General features: G+C 56.8%; 16 protein-coding genes. 13 read left to right on the top strand and 3 right to left on the bottom strand.

All coding sequences use genetic code 11. The features are described from left to right. Positions 1–3: 3 nt before the first annotated feature. The 13 genes from DXB44_RS09070 (at position 4) to DXB44_RS09010 (ending at position 14920) form a co-directional block, all read left to right on the top strand. A complete protein-coding gene (locus tag DXB44_RS09070) occupies positions 4–1011 on the top strand; it encodes a tetratricopeptide repeat protein (protein ID WP_118658492.1) in 1008 nt (335 codons plus the stop codon). 178 nt (positions 1012–1189) lie between these two features. Then, on the top strand, positions 1190–1795 hold the full coding sequence (locus DXB44_RS09065; RefSeq protein WP_118658491.1) for an ATP-dependent Clp protease proteolytic subunit: 606 nt from the start codon (positions 1190–1192) through the stop codon (positions 1793–1795). Next, positions 1792–2553, top strand: a complete 762-nt coding sequence (locus DXB44_RS09060; RefSeq protein ID WP_118658490.1) for a hypothetical protein — start codon at positions 1792–1794, stop codon at positions 2551–2553. Before DXB44_RS09065 ends, DXB44_RS09060 begins: the two co-directional genes overlap by 4 nt. Position 2554: 1 nt before the next feature. Then, positions 2555–4342, top strand: a complete 1788-nt coding sequence (locus DXB44_RS09055) for a type IV secretory system conjugative DNA transfer family protein (RefSeq protein WP_118658489.1) — start codon at positions 2555–2557, stop codon at positions 4340–4342. Positions 4343–4369: 27 nt separating this feature from the next. Next, a complete protein-coding gene (locus DXB44_RS09050; protein WP_118658488.1) occupies positions 4370–5941 on the top strand; it encodes a hypothetical protein in 1572 nt (523 codons plus the stop codon). Then, positions 5928–7214 (top strand): hypothetical protein, encoded by a 1287-nt coding sequence (locus DXB44_RS09045; protein ID WP_118658487.1) that lies wholly within the window; start codon positions 5928–5930, stop codon positions 7212–7214. Before DXB44_RS09050 ends, DXB44_RS09045 begins: the two co-directional genes overlap by 14 nt. Before the next feature lie 111 nt (positions 7215–7325). Then, a complete protein-coding gene (locus tag DXB44_RS09040) occupies positions 7326–7934 on the top strand; it encodes a hypothetical protein (RefSeq protein WP_118658486.1) in 609 nt (202 codons plus the stop codon). Positions 7935–7941: 7 nt separating this feature from the next. Next, entirely contained in the window at positions 7942–9234 is a 1293-nt protein-coding gene (locus tag DXB44_RS09035) for a hypothetical protein (protein ID WP_118658485.1), read from the top strand. Between the two features lie 44 nt (positions 9235–9278). Further along, a complete protein-coding gene (locus DXB44_RS09030) occupies positions 9279–10025 on the top strand; it encodes a hypothetical protein (RefSeq protein ID WP_147366424.1) in 747 nt (248 codons plus the stop codon). A gap of 27 nt (positions 10026–10052) precedes the next feature. After that, positions 10053–11399: an FtsW/RodA/SpoVE family cell cycle protein gene (locus DXB44_RS09025; protein ID WP_118658483.1), complete on the top strand. Its 1347-nt coding sequence runs from the start codon at positions 10053–10055 to the stop codon at positions 11397–11399. Next, positions 11396–12799, top strand: coding sequence for a penicillin-binding transpeptidase domain-containing protein (locus DXB44_RS09020; protein ID WP_118658482.1), 1404 nt, complete (start codon positions 11396–11398; stop codon positions 12797–12799). The genes DXB44_RS09025 and DXB44_RS09020 overlap by 4 nt, the downstream gene beginning before the upstream one ends. Next, on the top strand, positions 12796–13629 hold the full coding sequence (locus DXB44_RS09015; RefSeq protein WP_118658481.1) for a protein phosphatase 2C domain-containing protein: 834 nt from the start codon (positions 12796–12798) through the stop codon (positions 13627–13629). Before DXB44_RS09020 ends, DXB44_RS09015 begins: the two co-directional genes overlap by 4 nt. 22 nt (positions 13630–13651) lie before the next feature. Continuing rightward, complete coding sequence (locus DXB44_RS09010; protein WP_118658480.1) at positions 13652–14920, top strand: protein kinase; 1269 nt, start codon at positions 13652–13654, stop codon at positions 14918–14920. Between the two features lie 184 nt (positions 14921–15104). On the opposite strand, the gene DXB44_RS09000 is transcribed toward DXB44_RS09010, so the two are convergent. Genes DXB44_RS09000 through DXB44_RS08990 form a run of 3 tightly spaced genes read right to left on the bottom strand, consistent with a single transcriptional unit; the run spans position 15105 to position 18373 of the window. Further along, complete coding sequence (locus DXB44_RS09000; protein WP_118658479.1) at positions 15105–15323, bottom strand: DUF6061 family protein; 219 nt, start codon at positions 15321–15323, stop codon at positions 15105–15107. 27 nt (positions 15324–15350) lie between these two features. Further along, entirely contained in the window at positions 15351–17693 is a 2343-nt protein-coding gene (locus tag DXB44_RS08995; protein WP_243111108.1) for an FtsX-like permease family protein, read from the bottom strand. Next, on the bottom strand, positions 17690–18373 hold the full coding sequence (locus DXB44_RS08990; protein ID WP_005942816.1) for an ABC transporter ATP-binding protein: 684 nt from the start codon (positions 18371–18373) through the stop codon (positions 17690–17692). Before DXB44_RS08990 ends, DXB44_RS08995 begins: the two co-directional genes overlap by 4 nt. Positions 18374–18402: the final 29 nt, after the last annotated feature.

The following is an 18402-nucleotide window of genomic DNA, read 5'->3' as shown; positions in this document are numbered from 1 at the left end:
ACCATGGCATACGAGACAGAATACACCGACTTTGATCCTCAGGAGGATTCTTCGGCCTGTCTGACCCTCGGCCTTGCGACCGATATCGTGGAGAGCCGTTATCTGCGGGACTTTTCCACGGCAGAGCCCGAGGAAAAGCAGCAGATCCTGAAAGATCTCTCGACTTTTTTGGAGCAGCTTCTGCGTCAGCCCCAGATCAGCGGCAGTGCGGATGCGTGGCATAATCTATGCGTCGTTCTGGCACAGTGCGATCTCTATAACTTAGCCTGCATTACGCTGGAGCGCGGACTGGACTTTTATCCCAAGAGCGTCGATCTTCTGGCCGACTATCTGCAATACGGCATGGAGTGCGGTCAGGGAGAACGCTGCAAAGCCGTTTGCAAGACGCTGGTAAAAATTCCCAAGTTCTTCTGGTCATGGAGAGGCTATCGCTTCTTAATCGGGTACGAGACACAGCTATCCCTTTCCGGAAGCGAAAAAGAGCTGGAAAAATACAAAGCCGAGATCGATCAGCTGCTGAAGCTGTACCGCCAGCAGTTCCCGGATGACGAGGGCAGTTACGACTGCGAAGCCGATGTCTGCCGGGATTTCAATGACCACCGGCGGGAAGAAGCCGTCCTGCGGGAAGCACTGGAAACGTTGAAGGTCGCACCCAAATGCGCCATGCAGCTGGCCGTGATGCTCTTTGAGCGCGGTGAATATCAGGAGGCTCTGCGCCACGCACAGCGCGCATTGAGGGACTCCATCCAGACCCAGATGGGCGTCAACGAGGCGCATCTGTCCTACCTGAGCGGCCTTGCCAAGTTTGCCATTCTGCTGCTGGACGAAGAGGCCAACGGCTACCCCGAAGCTGCTGTGCTGGATATCTATACCGACTTTGAGACCGCCCTGCGTCAGGGCCTGAACTCCACCTACCGCAGCACCTTAAAGCAGCGGGCCATCCGGCTTGTCGTAAAGTCGAAGATCAATGTTCCCTCTGACTGCGAAGAACTGAATTATCTGCTCAGCTGATCTGAGCCGTTTCTTACAAAAGATCCCACTTCCGACCGGAAGCGGGATCTTTTTTGCTGTTCAGATGATAAAACCGGGTCGCTGTGCGTTATAGAGAGCGAAAGGCAGAGAACAGACTCCCCCGGCGGGCAGAAGTCCGCCGGGCCGGACCCCTGCAAAAAAAGGAGGTCGATTTTTTATGTACCACATCCCGGAAGTAAGCGTCAGCGTAAACGGCAAGGAGCAGATCATGAGCGTGCTGAGCCGCGATCTGATGTCCAAGCGCACCATTTATCTGAACGGTGAGATCAACGACGAAGCCGCCCTGAGCATCATCACCCAGCTGCATTATCTGGAGGACAATTCTCAGGAGCCTATCACCCTTGTGATCAACAGCCCCGGCGGCTCGGTCTCGGCCGGGCTGGCCATCTACGATGTCATGCAGGCGCTGTCCTGCCCGGTGACTACGGCCGCCGTCGGGCTGGCGGCCTCCATGGCGGCACTGGTGCTGGCAGCCGGCACGAAGGGCCGCCGCTATGCCTCGCCCAACAGCCGCATTATGATCCATCAGCCGCTGGGCATGGCGCAGGGGCAGGCCACCGACATTCAGATCGCCGCAGAAAATATCCAGCGCACCAAGTACAAGCTGGCCGAGCGCCTCGCTGTCCATTCCGGCCACACGGTTCAGGACATCCAGCAGGATTGTGAGCGTGACAGCTGGATGGACAGCAGCGAGGCTTTGCGTTACGGTCTGATCGACCACATCGGTTTTCCCTGCAAGGAAGAACAGGAGGCAGCAATATGAATCAAATTCCCGCACCCATCGGCATGGAGCCTCTGGTGGACGCAGTGCAGCAGTGCTGCTTCCGCGCCCAGCAGTATCATCGTCTCGGCATCCAGCCCGGGCATTTCATCCTGACGCTGGATGAAGGCAACGGCCGCACCACCGCAGCCAACTACCTGAGCCGTGCCTTTGCGCAGGCCGGTGTACGCAGCTTTGGCGGACTGGATCTGATGCTGGAATATCAGCTGGACGGCAGCATGGATCAGCTCTGCCAGACGCTGCGCAGCATCCGCGCCAGCGCCGTGTACACCAACGAGTACGAGGGTGTCATTGCCTGGGACATCACCGTTCTGGCCGCACATTTCGGCGAAGAGCAGACCCGGCTGTTTTTCCGCGAGCTGCCCAGTATGGCAGCGCATGCCACCCTGCTCTTTTTCCTGCCGTCGGCACCGAACCGCAGCCAATTGCTCCTGATGGAAAAGATCAGCGCCCTGCTGGACCCGAATCAGATGCACTGGGTCCGGATCCCTCCCTATTCCGAGCAGACGCTGGCCGGCATCACCCGCCAGACGCTCATCGATCAGCTGAACATCCGTTTGGAAGATCTTCCCGAAACGGATGCGATCCTGCAAAAACTGGTGCACCAGACCGGCACCCGGAACGCGCGTCAGGCGGTGCGGCTGGCCTGCACGCTGGCCCAGCAGGCTGATTTTTCCGAGTTTATTCCGCTGCTGAAGCTGAAAACCCTGTATTCTTCTCTGAAAAAGGAGGTTCGATAATATGATCCGTGGAGAAAGCTGGACAAAACCGGAGAATATCAAAGCAGCGCTGTCCCTGGCGGGACAGGCGGGCGGCGGCCCGGTGCTGTACTGCGAAAACAACCGCTGCTGGGTGCACGCCGGGGAGAGCAACGGCATTTTTCTGGGTGTGACCGGTGCCGGAAAGTCCTTTTGCGGCACCCAGAATCTGGTGCGCAGCCTGATCGAGGCGCAGGAGTCCTTTTTGGCTGTTGACCCCAAAGGCGAACTTTACCGCCGCAACGCCTGCCGGATGAGCAAAGACTATACCGTACATGTCATCGATTTCCGCAATATGCTGGCATCCGAGTGCGTCAATGTGCTGAGCGCCCCTGCGGAGCTGTACTTATCCGGCGACCCCATGCGCATGAAGCAGGGCGGCGAAATGCTGGAAGATCTGGCATACACGCTGTATGCAGAAAGCAAGAGCGATCCCTTCTGGATCAACAGTGCACGCTCGGTATTCATTGCCGCAGCCTATGCACTGATGGAGTGCGCCCAACCGGAAGAGATCAACATCGCCAGTGTCCAGAACCTGATCATGCAGGGCGACCGGCACTATTCCGGCCACGGCAGCACCGTTTTCGGCCGGGACACCTATCTGGAGCACCTGATGCATCATCTGCCGGAAGATTCCATCGTGAGCAGTGAGCTTTACAGCTATATCAGCACTGCCTCGGATACGCGCGGCGGCATCCGCTCCACAATGCTGGAGGGTCTGTCCCGTTTTCTGCGCAGCAATGTGCTGCGCGGCTTTATTGCCAACGATGATCTGCACATCAACGAGCTGGACGGGCAGAAGCCTTTGGCCATCTGGCTGATCCTGCCTGACGAAAACCCGATGTATTCTCCACTGGCCGCAGTCATCATCGACCAGATCATGCGGCATTTCGTCAGCCTTGCGCAGGAGAAATATAATGGCCGCCTGCCCCGGCGGATGAATTTTCTGCTGGAAGAAGCCGGCAACATCGGCCGGATCTCATCGCTGAGCCGCATGATGGCAGCCGGGCGCTCCCGAAACATCCGCACTTTCATCGTGCTGCAAAGCCTCAAGCAGCTGGAGACCATTTACGGCGAGTCCGAAGCGGAGACCATCCGCTCCAATGCCGACCTCACGGTGATGTACCGCACCAACGACCTCTATACTCTGGAAAAAATGAGCAAGCTCTGCGGCGACCGTGTGTCGGACGACCGCGTGGAGCACGATTCCTGTTCGCTCATCACGCCGGCACAGCTGGCCTCCCTGAAAACGGGGCAGGCACTGGTCATTCTGCACGGAAGCATTAAGTTCGTGACCGAACTGCCTCCCTGCACCACGGCCTTTGATCCCAGCGGCTGGCAGGAGCCCCAGCCCCGGCAGGATCTGCCGCCGCACCAGAAGCCGAAGCTGTTTGATCTTGTCCATTATGTGGACAGAAAAGAGGACCCATTGCTGGACCTTATCGAGGAGTATGAAAGCACGGCTGACGACCTCTGTTCTTTCATCACCAGCTCCCTGCAGGACTCCCACCCGAAGCATCCGTTCGACCTCGACCCCAGCAAGAAATATCAGGTCGTGATCCAAAGCTGGAATGGTCGCTTTATCCGCGGATTAAAGATCCTGAAGGATCACTATCACAGCGCCTCTCTCTCTGACCTCAAAAACGCCGTAGAGACCCTGCCGTACGCACTTCCGTTTGACGACAAAGCCGACGCGGAAAAGATCTATCATCAGTTGAAAGAAGAGGACATCAAGGTGGAGCGCTTCGGCTTTGAGACCGATGACGCATGACCCCTTTGCCGCAAAGGAGGAATCATCATGAAGTTCAACAAAGAAACCCTTGCCGGCGCAGTTTTCGTGTTTTTTCGCGTTCTGCTCTGGCTGCCTGTGCTGGCAGCGGCGGCGTTTTTCGGCGCGGCACTGGGCGACCTGCTGGTCTTTTTCGCTGCGGAGCATCTGTCCCCAGCAGCTGTCGGCATTCTGGCAGGCCTGCTGACGCTGGCTGTTGTGCGCAGCAAGACCCCCTTGCATACGCCGTTTGAACGGATGGAGCAGTTCAAGCAAAAACATCACCTTGACCGGCTTGCTTCCTTTCAGCTGGAGTTCACCCTGCTGTGCATGGTCGCTTTCTTTCTGAGCATCTCCGGCATCGCAGTTTTTTCTGCCGCCTTTGACAGCCTGTGCGCCGAAGATCTCATTGTCCCTGTCGGGTGGATCGTGTGTACCTGCCTGTGCCTTTTTGTCTCTTCCTTTTTCATCTTCAACCTTTTTGATCTGGTGATCATCTGGAGCGCGCTCTCCATCCTTGCAGTAGGCTGTGCGCTGCTCGTCAGTTTTACCTCATACGCCGTATATGTGCCGTTTACTGCGGCTTTTGGCGCTGCCGCCCTGTTTCTGGGCGCAGCGGCGGGGCCTGCCTTTCTGAAAAAAATGGAAGATGACGCCGCGCTGTTTTGTATGTTGCGCCGGCTGCGGCTGGCAGAAATTGCCGTTTATCTGCTTTTCCTGCTGCTGGGGCAGAATGGCATGCTTGCCCTTTCCGATCTGCGCATCAACCTGTTCCTCACAAGCATGATTTTTCCTCTGATCGTACTGGAGTTCTGCACCCTTGCTTTTTTGCAGCCCTTCCGGCATCGTCGGCTGGAAGCCTGTTTTGCGGCATTGTTCCACTGCATCCTGCTTTACTGCGGAGGCTGCCCCGGCGGAGATCTGCTCCTGACCGCAGCGCTCTGTGTACTGGTTCTTCTGGTCACTGCGCCGCAGCCCCATCCGCAGCGCCGGAAGCGCCCCGCTGTCCGGCATCCGGGCCTGCTTCTGGCGCTGGGCGGGGCAGCAGGCTTTCTTCTGCCCTACGCCGCAGCCTTGTGGAACGCGTTCTGTGACTGGTGCGGCGGGCAGTTTGCAGTCGGTCCCCGCGGGCCTACATGGTCGGAAGTCGCCGCCAGTCAGCACTGGCTTCTGGTCGTCAGCTCCGGCAGCGCCGGCACAAACAAAACCACTCTGGCTTTCTTTGGGCAGATCCTGATCGCGGCAAATCGTCTGGGTCCCGCTGCTGCGGTGCTGTTTGCCGCACTGCTGGCCCTGCTGCTGTTGGGCGGTATGGCAGCAAACCGCGGCGATCCCCGCCGCAGCACCATGGCGGTGCTCATTGTGAGCTTTTTTGCCACCCAGATGCTGCTGCACACCCTGGCCTGCACAGGCGTGCTGCCCAGCTTTCTTGGCCTGAACCTGCCCTGGCTGGACGAATACCCGATCAACGGACTGCTTGCCCGCTGCGGCTGCATGTTCCTTACCGGACTGTTGATCGCACCCCCGCAGACCGCTGCGCAGCCGCTTTTGCTGCCGGAGCAAATTGAAATGGAGGAGGAGATCCGCTATGACGAAGCATAAGATCCGCCGTCGTGATTTTCTGGCCGCTCTGGCTGCCGGTACCGTTGCCGCCACGGCCTGTGGGCTGCATCGGACGTTTGCAGAAGCCAGCCGCACCTTTGAATACTGGGTGCTGAACCGTGAACTGTCCTTTCGCAGAACACGGGAAGGCATCATTTACAGCTGCGAAGGCTATCCGCTTACCGATGGCGAAACTTCCTCCCCGGGATTTGACAATCAGACGCTGGACCCGGCGTTTGACTGGTTTCTGGGCCGCAATTTTGGCGATCCCGACAACGGTTTCGGCCTGCGCCACATCCTGTACGACACCCTGTATGATCCGCAGCTGGGCACAAACGGCTACGGCCAGCCGGTCTGCCTGAGCCTGTCCCAACCGCTGCAGGATCTGGTGTATTATCAGCTGCCCCAAAAAGACTCCTCATTCGGCGTCGGCCGCTGTTTTACCATCGTGCGCCAATCCGGCGAAACGAAGGCTTGGGCAGAAAATTCTCTTTCGCAAAGCGTCAACGACCTGTTGTTTTATTACTGCCCCGCAGTCAGCTATTCCTCGGGTGCAAACGTCCTGTGCAATGTGTCCGGGGCTTTGGAGATCGTCACCACTGCCGCACTGCTGGAGTATGATATCCCCTTTGCACCGGATGCTTCCGCAGAGGAAAAAGCTGCACTGGCGGCAGAAGCTCTGGACAGCAGCTGCTACTGCGATGTGCTGCGGCGCTATCTTGCCCCGGAAGGACTGCTGTGCCCGCTGCCCAACGGCGCACTTTTGCAGACAGACGGCGGCTTTTTGTTCAACGACGAAGATCTTGCCACGCAGGAAGCTTTCCGTGCCGCTTATTCCCGCATCGCGAATGGTGCCGTGCTGTGCAGCCTGCTGCTGCCCCTGCTGTGGATCGAAAGCGTTGCGGATGGCTGCCTGCGTTTTCAGTTCGAATGCCTTGCGCCGAACGATTTTCGGCGCACAGAGCATGGCACGACCCCGGCCAACAGCACTCGGCAGATCGGGCTGCCGGAAGAAAAACAGGCACAGCTGGCCGAAGTGTTCCGGCACCGGGCCGAGAGTTTGGGTCTGCGTGCACCCGAGGGCGCACAGCTGGCGGCTGTGGACACCGGCATCTGCCGTACAGAAAACGGCGAGGAGATGCACTGCCTGTATCTGCACTGCAAGCTGCCCTCCGCTGAGACCGGTTACAGCATCCTGCTTGGGCGGGCATCGAATGCCGATCAGAACCTTCTCCGTGATGCACAGCAGATCCTGGATACGCTGGCCGAGTAGTGCGAAATGTGAACTTTCTGTGAAGTTTTTTGTAAGAAGTCATCCTTCCGTGTCGGATTTCGTTTATGAGGGTGAACGAACCACCCCGGAGAACCAAGGAGGCGAACCGACATGAAGCATGACCGCAGACAAACGCCCCGCGAGGCCGTCGATTTGAACAACATCGACGATGATGCGCAGGGCACTGCACCACAGGAACAGAACCGGCTCCGCATCGCGCTGGGCCATACAGCAGCGGGGGTCCTGCTGCGCTGGCTGAGCTGTCTCTTTCTGTTCTGCATTCTTTGTCTTGCCCTCCTTTTCCTTCCGGTCGCGGAAGGCTTTGTGCAGCTGCTGCAAGCGCTGGCAGCGTTCCCCGCCATGCTGCCGCTGCTGCGGGATGCCGGGATCGGCTTTGTATACCTGACAGCTATTCTGGCGGGCTGCGGCGTGGCCGGAAAGCTCTTCTGCCGGCTCTGGAAAAGCCACTGTCTGGACAGGCTGCTGGACGGCCTTATCGCCATTCTGCAGTTCCTTGATATCCATTCGATCGATAAAAACGAGCAGTTCCCGGAGCCAGACAAAGGCAAGCCGAAGCCCAAACCTGCTGCCCCGCCGGAAGAAAAGGATGCCATTCCTTCCGACCTGAATGGTCTACTGGACGACCTGTTTAAGGCCGCCCCTTCCGCGCAGCCGCAGGACGTGGACGAACCACCCACCCGCATCCAGAAAGGAGCATGAGGAGATCATGACGGACAAAGAAAAAATCAGCTGGCGGCAGCAGGCCAAGCTCTGGGTCTTGCAGGGCATCCTTCTGGTTGCTGCGGGCATCAGCCTGTTCAGCACGATGGCGGGTTTTCATACCGTGTTTTTTCCAAGCTCGGCGATGGTGGCGGTGCTGGCCAGCCTGCTCGTGCAGGGTATCGAGCTGGTCTGTGCGGAGCGCTTCCATCTCGCCGGCTGCGCCGCGTTCTTGCTCTCTGTGGCATTCAGTGCTATGAGCTTTATCAACATCGGCACACCGACCTCTGTATACATGCGCCACACCATGACCACATTAAACAGCGCCTACTCCACTCAGCTGTTGCCCGATGTGCAGTCCGCTATTTCTTCCGACATGGGCAGCCTATACAGCACGATTTCCGGTGAACTGACAGCCCTGCGCACCGAAGCACAGGTCATGCAGGAACAGAACACCGCTAGCAACATGCTGACCGAAGGGGATTACGACCTCATCCGCAGCCGCTATAACGATGCCCAGAAGAAGCAGACCGAATACTTTGAACTCGACCAACTAATTGGATTGCTCCAAAATAACGACCTTGAGCGAGCCTATGCCCTGATGGATGCCATTGAAGCAGAAGCGGGAAGTGGCGCCACTTTGAAGAAACTGAAGGCCGACGTCCGCTCCCTCCGCATCCGGTTGCAGGCTCTCAACGCGGATGCAGCCACCACCGCAGAAGAGACGGCTCACGCCATCCAATTACTCCTTGCACAGGCCAGTGTTGATACATCGGCATTGTCCGAGCAAATCAACAAGCTCATTACCGCCGCTCTGAACGCCGGGCTCAAAACCGACCCGCTCCCATTGCGGGACCACCTTGAACGCTATCTTCAGCTTGCAGAACTCAACCGGACGATCTCCGAACATGTTTCCGCAGAGGCTGCATTTCTGGAAAACGTGGAGCAGGCTGCTGCCGGCCCGGATGCCGATGCTGCATGGCAGCAGGTAAAGGCGCTTTGGAGCCACGAACTCAGCAGCCTCCGCACGGCGCTGGCCGGGTCGGTGCTGTCCACCCGGACGAAGCACATGGGAACGATCGACACACTGACCCGGCAAATTCTGGAAGGCGACCGCACCCTCGTGCAGAAGGCGATCACGATGCTGTGGTATAACCACGATCTCACCTCCTTTGCCGCCTGTGTGCTGGCTTTTATGCTGGATGAAATTTCCATTTATTGCATCCACGCAGCCTGTGAGATCCGCCGACAGATCGCCCAGAGCCGCGCTTCTTCCGCCAAGGCTGAAAGCGCTGCCTGACAGCCGTATATCCCATTCAAAAAAAGGAAAAGGAGTGGTCAAAAGTGAAACTAATGTTGCTCGTTGTATGTATTGTTGCTGCCCTGCTTATTGTCTTTGTCCTGCTCGTGATGCTGTATCACAGCAACGGTCGCACTGAGGTCCAGCGCAAAAGCGCACAGTTCAAAAAGGACGTCGAAAACCGGCTTCAATATGCCGTGCATTTGGGCGATGATACATTCATTCTTGACAAGCAGGACAAGCTGCTGGTCTACCAAAAGAGCGCAAAGAACCCTGAGAAGTTTTTGCCTCCACAGGTCATCGGGCTTCCATCTGAGGGCGGCGACTTCATCTCGATCATTCCCTTCGGCGGACTGCCAAGCGAAGGCTGCTGTAGTAATTATCTGACTTTGCGGGAGAACGGTTACAACGCCAAGTTTATCTCCCATGACGCACCCCTTTTAATTTATCGCAGCCAAAAAGACGATCATTACTACTTGAAGCTGAACGGAAACAACCAAAATGCCAGCAGTTTTCAGGGGAAGATCATCGAGGATGAAATCGCACTGGATCAAGTGCTCACCTGTGACCCGAGCAAGGCGAAACTGTTCTCGCTCTGTGGCAGCCCTCTGGCCTTCGTGCTGCTGCCCGGCGATGAACCGGAGACAGAGCCGCAGAAGGCAGACCTCAACAACATTGAAACCGAGCCCCCCAAACGCTCCATGGGGGACAAAATCCAAGACCTGTTCCATCAGGCCGGTGTCGATGCCGCACCGAAAAAGCAGTCCCGCCGTCCGACATTCAAAAATTAATCCCGCCGCCGAGAGGAGGAAGGCCGCATGTTCCGTCATAAGCATAAGCACCCTGCATTCAAAGCCCTGCGCGACACGGTGGCCTTTGTCGTTCTCTGTGTGGCGCTGCAAGGCTATGTTGCCCGCACGGACGGCGCAGAAGCCGCTGCGGCTTTCCGCACCGTATGGCCAACGCTCGCTTTTTTCTGTTCCTGTGGTGGTGCCTTGCTGGTTCACTGGGCCGGTGCCGCAGCCCTTCCGCTGCGGGTGTCCGCCATCTTCAGTGCCTTAGGCATGGCCTTGCAGGTAAGCCTGCACCCCGCAAACGCAAATGAGCTGAAGCTTTTTTGCCTGCTGTCCTTTGTGGGCTGCATCTGCACCGCCCTTGTTTTTGCACTGCTGCGCGTACTGCCGCAGACGCTTATCTACAATTTTTGTGTTGCTGGAAGTGCTGTGTCCTTCCTCTTTTTGCGGTTCTTCTCTAAACCCATCAACAGCACGTATGCATGGGTGTCGGTTGGAGGGCACTCTTTCCAGTTGACCGAAGTCGTTAAGCTGATTCTCATTATAGGATTTTCCGCTGCCGTGACAAATGAAGCCTGGCACGAAGGGGTCCGCTTCCGCGCCGCACTGCTGCTGCTCGCCGTGTGCACCGGAGGCTTTTTTGTACTAAACGAGCTAGGCACGCTGCTTGTCTGTCTTCTGGATTGCGGGGTCATGGCGCTGCTTTATTGTTCGATAAAGCACACGCTTTCCCTCGTTGCGTTTGGTACCCTGACGGGTGGGGTAGGGTATGCGTTTTTAAAGCTGTGCAGCGGGATGCAAAACCCGGCAGGGCCTTTTCGGCTTGGCCAGCTGGTATACCGCAAACTAGCCGTCCGGCTGCACTATTTTGGAATCAGCGATTTCTCCACGCTCTCATCAAAAGAGGTCAGCAGCTCCGCATACCAAGCGTATACCACATGGCGCTCGTTGCTCTTGGCGCGCCCTTTCGGTTCTGCCCCCTACCGGGTCAGCACCCCGGTAGCAGATTCCGATTTGATTTTGGCAACACTGGCGAATAGGGGCGGCTGGATTTGTCTTCTCCTGGCTCTATTGGGCACGTTTTTGCTTATATTGGCCAGTTTACTGCTTAGTACGCGCTGCGGCGGCTGGCTGAGCTGTGTGGGCACCGGTGCAGGCTGTGCTGTCGGGTTAGCCGGACTTGTCAATTTATTCTCTACGGCCAGCCTGCTCCTCATCGGCGTGCAATTTCCCTTTCTGGGCGCAGGGGGCAGCAGCTTCATCTGCTCTTGGGCCGCAATCACCCTGTTGCTGTGCAGCACCATTCCTACACGGCAGGGCAGCCGGGAGCTGCTCGCTGCATCACAAATCACGAAGGAGGATGTATCATGATGAACCGCCGTCTTTTCCTCAGGTTATTCCTCGCTCTCTGCTCTGCGCTTGGACTATCTGGGTCCGTAGTGCTGCTGCTGGAACGCCTCGGGCTGCTGGACAGCACCCAGCGGCCTCAGATCGAAGCGCAGCGCGCCGAATTTGAGAAAGCCGCCCGGAAAGCAAACACCATCGAGGGCGCGATCGTCTCCCGCGATGGGATCCCTTTTACAAGCGCTTCGGAGCCCGGAAAGCCCGCACTGGTGACCGCACTCTGCTACAGTTCTCTTGTTGGCTACAGGACTTCCACTTCCTCTTCCGGTCTGCGCCGTGAATTTGGTGATACACTCTATTACGCACGGGAAGAGGGGGGCGGCACCGCAGACAGTCTGGTCATGACCATTTGCGCAGAGCTCCAGCAGATCGCATACGATCTGGTAAAGGGGCAGGGAAGAGGCGTGTGCTGCGTAGCGAATGCCCGGACCGGCGAAGTCTATGCATTGGCGTCCTGCCACGGGGACGTGGAATTTGACGCAAATCATTTTTCGCAGAACTTTTCGTTATATACAGAGACAGAAGGCTATCTTCTCCCCCCATGGCTGGATGTGAACCCTCCCGGCTCCGTAGCAAAGATCTTGACAACTGCCGCCGCTGTGGAAGCCGGCGTGGATTTGACGTATGAGGACAGCACAGGGGAGTACAAAGGAATTCGCACTGCCTCTCGCGCACCGGGCGGTACGCTGGATTTACACAAGGCAGCCAGAACGAGTAACAATCCGTATTTTGCGGTACTCGCGGACAGAATGAGCCTTAGCGATTTGATCCGCGCACAGGAAGCCTTTGGCATCAACCAGAATTTTTTACGTCTCGGCACTTCCATTCTCCCGGCAGAGAGCACCCTGACCGCCGACTCTGCCCGCAGTGAAGCACGGCTCCAAGCCATCGGGCAGGGCGGGCTCTCGGTCTCACCGCTGACATCCATGGCATGGCTAGGTGCAGTGGCCACGGGCGAATTGACGACCCTCCGTATTGCAGACCATTTTGAGCACACCCTGCCTGATGGAAGCACGGAGGAGACCCCTCTGCCGGAAGCATACGAGGTCGAGCACCGCAGCTTGAACCTCCGTCCCGAGACCCTGACGACCTTACAGGACGTCTTTTCGGAAACGGCAAAATCCTATGGGTTGGCGCTTTCAGGAAACGCCCGCGTATTCGGCAAAACCGGAACGGCGCAGGTAGGCACTTCCGGGCTTTACACCATCTATCTGGCGTTTTCTCTGGTCTACCCGGACGGCAACGCCTATGAAGCCGTTTTAATGAGGGAAAAGTCCAGCGAAATGAGCAGTGTACTGAAGCCGCTGGCAAAACAATTGCTTGCCGCCATCGACCGTCTGCATCCCGCGTGGGAGGAAACAACATGAAAATTAAAATCAGTGCCTGCACCGCCAAAGGTTCCCACATCGAAAATCAAGACTGCCTTTGTGCCACCGGCCTTTGCCCGGAACAGACAAGCTTCTGGGCTGACCGGAAGGAAGTGGAAGTTCCCTTCCTTTATGCCGCGGTCTCTGACGGCATCGGCAGCGGCGCAGAAAGCCAGTACCTCGCGCGCCTTGCCTGTGAAACATTTGCCAAGGCCGTTGAGGCTGTCCCCCCTATTTCTCTCTACGACATTCCGGGCGGCGGCGAACTCCATGCTGACCTGCCTTATTGCGGGGTCCTGAAAGCCGCCCATGCCGTGTACGATACGTTGCAGACCCTCCACGCAGAAGGCGGCTGTACACTGACCGGCTGCTGCCTGACTGCCCCTGCTCCAAACCCGGACCCGGATATCCAGCCGCACACACACTTTTCGATGGCCTCGGTCGGCGATAGTGCCTGTTTCTGGTATCGACCGCACCGGCAGGTGGGCGAACCGGTTCAGCTCCTTAATTACCCGCAGAACCTATTTTATAGCCGAAAGAAAGCGGGGCTTGCGACCAGCGTTTTTGAAAAGCGGATCCTGGAAGCCTATCTTGGGATGCCAGCGGAAAAGCTGGAGCGGTCACGGTGTATCCAAGTCGTTACGATAGACGACGTGTGGCCGGGCGACCGATTTTTGCTTTGCAGCGACGGCGTTTATGGGCAGCTGCCGGAAGCACTGCTCAAGAAGCTGCTGGGGTTGCGGTGGATCACTGCGAAAACGCTGGTAAACGCCGCCACGTTCGTCCCGCACAGTGATAATGCCACCGCTATACTGATCGATATTCTATAAAAGCAGCAGAGGGGGAAGTTTTATGGAGATCGTCTATAACAAGACGGAAGCAGAGGAGCGCGTCTTTGTCCAAAAACTGGTGGACACCGCATGGCCCTTCCTCAACCCTGTGGTCGGGCAGGTTCTCGGGCGGGGGGGTCAGGCCACTGTATATGCAGATGGGCACAGCGAAGCGCTGAAGGTGATCGATACCTCTGTCTATCGGGACCCCGCCCGCCGGAAGGACGCCAACCGCCGGGGACGTTCAGAGATTTATTACCATCAGCAACTGACTGCCAAGACCGACACCGTGGTCAGGCTTTTCGATACCGCTTCCATCCCTCTCAGCCGCGAACGCGGTCAGGACGCCCCCATGTGCTTCCTTCTGCGGATGGAACTGCTCACACCCCTTGACCCCAAAAATCTGGTCGCACTGGACCCGGCAAACCGGGAGAAAGCCGTTCTGCAAATCATGCGAGACGTTTTAGAAGGACTGTGCCAGACCGAGGACGCAGGAATTGTACATAGGGACGTCAAATGTGGAAACATCCTCCTGCGGCACGATCCAGCCACCGGCCAGAGCCGCTTTGTGCTCAGTGATTTTGGCTTGGCAAGACCATTCCATACACGAACCGACCGAAGTTTCTTCACCGTCTGTGGTTCCAGCGACCACATAGCCCCCGAAATCATTCGGCGCGGAAAGCTTATTGCCGGCAGATCGGACCTTTACAGCGCCGGTGTGATGCTGTTCCATCTGCTGTTCCCGGAGAACGACGACTACTTTGATCCCGTTGGCTTCCGGCAGAAGTCCGCCGATTTTCCCTTCAGCCCGGAGATCAAAAAACTCCTTTTCAGCCTGACCGAAGTTTCCCCCGCCAGCCGGCCATCCCCAGCCGTTGCACTGATCGAGGTAAACCGGCTTTTGATGCAGCGCGATGCGGAATATTTCCGCTGCATCCGACAGCAGCTCCTTTCCGATCTTGCTCAGAGCCGCCAGCCCGCTCCCGAATTAATGGCCGCCATGCCGGAAAGCGAAGCAACACACCTGCTCCGCGCCTGTTCCGCAGCGCTGGCCGATAACACACACCAGATGGCGGAGGAGCTTCTTCGCGGTGCTGCCGCACAAAATAACAGCGGCTGTGCGCTGTACTATCTTGCCGTACTTTTTTTCCAGAATCGCTCGTGCCGCCAAAAAGCGGCAGAACTTTTTCGTCTTTCTGCCAGTCGCGGGTACCTTCCCGCATGCAGCGCTCTAAAGGGTGAAAAAATCGATTCCGCATCATTTCTGAGCAGCATATTACTTGCCGTATAGGCATCAGATTTTAACGGCTCAACGGCTTCCCGGATGATCGGGCAAGCCGAACAGGCTCATCATGCAAACAACGAAAAACAGGGCGTTTCCCGATGGAAAACGCCCTGTTTTACATATCGCTATTGTCTGTGGTCTTTGGCAGGGTGCGTCCTATTCAGGGGCGCACTCTGTTTTTTGTTTGCGTTTAATCTTTTAATCCATGGCTCCCGGTTACGGTTTTCAAGTATTTCTCCGGATCGCCATTCAGGATCAAATCGGCATAGCCAAGCGGGTCATTGTAGATGAGGTAGTCCAACTCCGACCTCTGCGCCATGGTCACATCCAGTGCATCCTCGACCCCAGTGCAGTCAATAGAGATCATTCTCCCATCCCGGAGCAGCAGCTCCACACAGCCGGTGTCCATAAGCTGGTGGGCATCTGTTGTTCTGGTTTATAATTCACTGATGGTTGCAGTAATGGGTTGCATGAGGATTCGTCTGACCGGGTTATATACTGCCAGTACCACAGCCGCCAGCACGACTACGACAATCACGGCAAAACAGCCCCACGGCACCTGCCACGCTGCACCGAAATAATGGGTGATGAGCAGGATATACAGCTTCCGATTCAGCACAAGACCCAGCGCAATGCCCACCACAAGACCGGACACCGCATAGGTGCCAGCTTCGGCAGAGATCATGCGTTTCAGCTGTGCATCATCCATCCCGATGGCACGCAGGATGCCATACTGCTTCATTCGTGCCGACACGCTCATGGAAATGCTGTTGACGATGTTCAGCAGGGAAATGCCGCCAATAATGGCAAGAAATCCATACAGTACGATCCGTGCCGCATAATAAGTCCCACGGTCCTGCCGGTTGCTTTCCCGCAAATCCTGCACAACGATCTGATCACTGGAAAAAGCCGCCAGCGCCAGCACGGTCTCGTCACTGGCGGTGCGGTCCAGCTGCACCCCGATCATATTGTAATTCTGTTCTCCTGCTACACGGCGGAACAGCGTTTCAGGCGCAATAATGGTCACATCGTCCGGAAATATTCCCTGTGAGAATGCGCCCACGACCGTCAGCGGCACACCGTTCACCGTGATGGTATCCCCGACACGGATGGGGTTTGTTTTGTTGTACATCGTCATCACTTCATTGTCTGCACCGGAATTTTTTGCCATTCTTCCCTTGACCACCATGCTTTTGCTGGATTCCAGCATAAAATCATCGTACGAACAGAATGTGACCTGCTCGACATTGTTCCGGTCGCTGCTGGCAGGTACATGGACAAGACCCGTACAGCCCCATACACGTGCAACACCGGGCATCCTTCGCAACTGCTGCGCCATGGTATCCGGCAGCACCCGTTCGTTGTCATAACCGGTGTATATCACATCCGCCTGCCATGGTGCCAAACTTGGCAACAGCAGAGAAGCAAACTGCAAAATAACGATAAATCCCAGTGCAAGCACAATGCTTAATGCAAAGCTTGCGGTAATCAGGAACCAATTCTTTTTGCTTGCGGTAGCATGGTATATGCCCAGTGCAGTTTCAGTCCGACCGGAGCCAAGATTCGCTGCATGATGCACAACTGCCGCCTGTTCACTCCCGGAAGCCGCCGCCACAGGCGGGACCTCTGCAGCCTGCTTGGCCGGAGCCTGTGCTGCCAGCAGCACCGTTACTACGCCCACCACAGCACCGGCACACAGACCGCCCATACTCAACCGGAATACCGGCGTTGTCGCAAACTCACCGCCAATGCCGTACCGCAGTGCGCCGCACACCGCCCAACTGGAAAATGTCCCCAGAACAAGGCCGATCGGGATCGCAATCCTGCACCAGTTGAGTGCTTCCATCCGGACAAAATGAACGACCTGCTGTTTGCTCATTCCGAGACAGCGCATCATACCAAAGAACCGGGTGCGCTGCGCAATATTGCTGTTCATGGTACCGGAGATCATCAGCACACCGGCAAGCAGCACCAGAGCAAACAGCACACCCGCCATGCCGTACACCGTCCGGAACGCAGTGCTGTTGCTCTGTCCGGCAGAACCCATCACATTCAAATTTTCATGCACGGCATCCTCGCCATACTGCTGCTGTAGCTGCGGCAGAGCTTTTGCCGCCTTGGCAGCGCTGGTATACTGCAGATCGTACACAGTCTGCGGCAGAGCTTCTCCCTGCCCAGTCAGAAGCGATTCAAATGTCTCCTGCGGCAGATAAATATCCACCAGTGCAAATTGCATTTCGTAATAGCTTTCGTCCACACCGCCGATGCCAGTCACAGTCAGTGTCCGGCTCTGCCCGTCCGGCAGCTTCAGCGTGACCGAATCTCCGATTGCCACACCAAAAATCCGGGCGGCACCTTTTCCAAGCAGCACCTCTCCGTCCTGTTCCGGAAAAGTCCCCTCAAAGGCTGCGGAACGGTTCACACGCAGAAATTGCGCATCACAACCGTAAAGAACCACCCGTTTTCCGTTCAGGCGGTAATCCTCTTCTCCGCCCTCATTGAACACCGCTCCTACACCTGCGCACACCACGTCCTGCTGCTGTGCCAGCTGTTCTGCCTGACTCTGTGTAATTCCGGCAATCTGCAAATGCCAACTACCATCTTTTCCTGCTGCGCGATTCATTTGGGTGCGCAGCATCATATCCGCTACACTGAAAATAGCACTGACCAGAAACACCGCAATGACGATGCACAAAATCGTCATGCGGTTCTGCCGTCTGCGTACCTTGGCAGAAATCGGGATCAGGCTCAGATAGCTTTTCATTTCTGTGCTGCTCATTCCCGGCACCTCCCAAAATCGGTCAGGCAGCCGTCCGATACCTGCAACACCCGGTCTGCCGTCTGCGCAATGCTGCGGTTGTGGGTGATCATCAGGATGGTCTGCTCGTATTTCCGGGATGTTTCTTTTAGCAGGGCAATGACCTCGCTGGTGTTCTGGGTGTCCAGATTGCCGGTCGGCTCATCCGCCAAAATCAGGGAAGGGCGGGTCATCAGGGCGCGGCCAATGGCTACCCGTTGCTGCTGCCCACCGGAAAGCTGGCTTGGCAGATGCTTCCGACGGTCTTTCAGATTCAGCACGGTCAGCAGTTCTTCCAGATATGCCCTGTCCGGCTTTTGGTAGTCCAGCAGCACCGGGAACAGGATGTTCTGTTCTACGGTCAGTTCCGGGATGAGGTTGAATGCCTGAAAGATAAAACCGATATTGCGGCGGCGGAAGATCGTCAGCTCCCGGTCTTTCATGGCAAAGACATCCTTGCCATCAATCAGCACCTTGCCGGAAGTCGGCGTATCCAGTCCGCCAATCAGGTTGAGCAGGGTGCTTTTGCCGGAGCCGGATTCGCCAACGACCGCCACATATTCGCCTTTCGGCACTGAAAAGCTAACATCTTTCAGCGCATGGACAGCGGTCTCTCCGCTGCCGTAGGTCTTGCAGAGATGGTTGACTTCTAATAGTTCCATAGTGTATCCCTCACTTTGCAGGTTCCTTC

The sequence above is a fragment of the Faecalibacterium sp. OM04-11BH genome (assembly GCF_003482185.1).
Lineage (GTDB): Bacteria > Bacillota > Clostridia > Oscillospirales > Ruminococcaceae > Faecalibacterium > Faecalibacterium tardum.
The sequence above is the reverse complement of the archived record's forward strand: the minus strand, read 5'-3'. Positions and strand labels throughout refer to the sequence as shown.

Excerpts from the sequence above, each read along its gene's own strand:
- DXB44_RS09070 (WP_118658492.1), top strand. The coding sequence starts at position 4 with ATGGCATACGAGACAGAATACACCGACTTTGATCCTCAGGAGGATTCT.
- DXB44_RS09065 (WP_118658491.1), top strand. The coding sequence starts at position 1,190 with ATGTACCACATCCCGGAAGTAAGCGTCAGCGTAAACGGCAAGGAGCAG.
- DXB44_RS09060 (WP_118658490.1), top strand. The coding sequence starts at position 1,792 with ATGAATCAAATTCCCGCACCCATCGGCATGGAGCCTCTGGTGGACGCA.
- DXB44_RS09055 (WP_118658489.1), top strand. The coding sequence starts at position 2,555 with ATGATCCGTGGAGAAAGCTGGACAAAACCGGAGAATATCAAAGCAGCG.
- DXB44_RS09050 (WP_118658488.1), top strand. The coding sequence starts at position 4,370 with ATGAAGTTCAACAAAGAAACCCTTGCCGGCGCAGTTTTCGTGTTTTTT.
- DXB44_RS09045 (WP_118658487.1), top strand. The coding sequence starts at position 5,928 with ATGACGAAGCATAAGATCCGCCGTCGTGATTTTCTGGCCGCTCTGGCT.
- DXB44_RS09040 (WP_118658486.1), top strand. The coding sequence starts at position 7,326 with ATGAAGCATGACCGCAGACAAACGCCCCGCGAGGCCGTCGATTTGAAC.
- DXB44_RS09035 (WP_118658485.1), top strand. The coding sequence starts at position 7,942 with ATGACGGACAAAGAAAAAATCAGCTGGCGGCAGCAGGCCAAGCTCTGG.
- DXB44_RS09025 (WP_118658483.1), top strand. The coding sequence starts at position 10,053 with ATGTTCCGTCATAAGCATAAGCACCCTGCATTCAAAGCCCTGCGCGAC.
- DXB44_RS09020 (WP_118658482.1), top strand. The coding sequence starts at position 11,396 with ATGATGAACCGCCGTCTTTTCCTCAGGTTATTCCTCGCTCTCTGCTCT.
- DXB44_RS09015 (WP_118658481.1), top strand. The coding sequence starts at position 12,796 with ATGAAAATTAAAATCAGTGCCTGCACCGCCAAAGGTTCCCACATCGAA.
- DXB44_RS09010 (WP_118658480.1), top strand. The coding sequence starts at position 13,652 with ATGGAGATCGTCTATAACAAGACGGAAGCAGAGGAGCGCGTCTTTGTC.
- DXB44_RS09000 (WP_118658479.1), bottom strand. The coding sequence starts at position 15,323 with ATGGACACCGGCTGTGTGGAGCTGCTGCTCCGGGATGGGAGAATGATC.
- DXB44_RS08995 (WP_243111108.1), bottom strand. The coding sequence starts at position 17,693 with ATGAGCAGCACAGAAATGAAAAGCTATCTGAGCCTGATCCCGATTTCT.
- DXB44_RS08990 (WP_005942816.1), bottom strand. The coding sequence starts at position 18,373 with ATGGAACTATTAGAAGTCAACCATCTCTGCAAGACCTACGGCAGCGGA.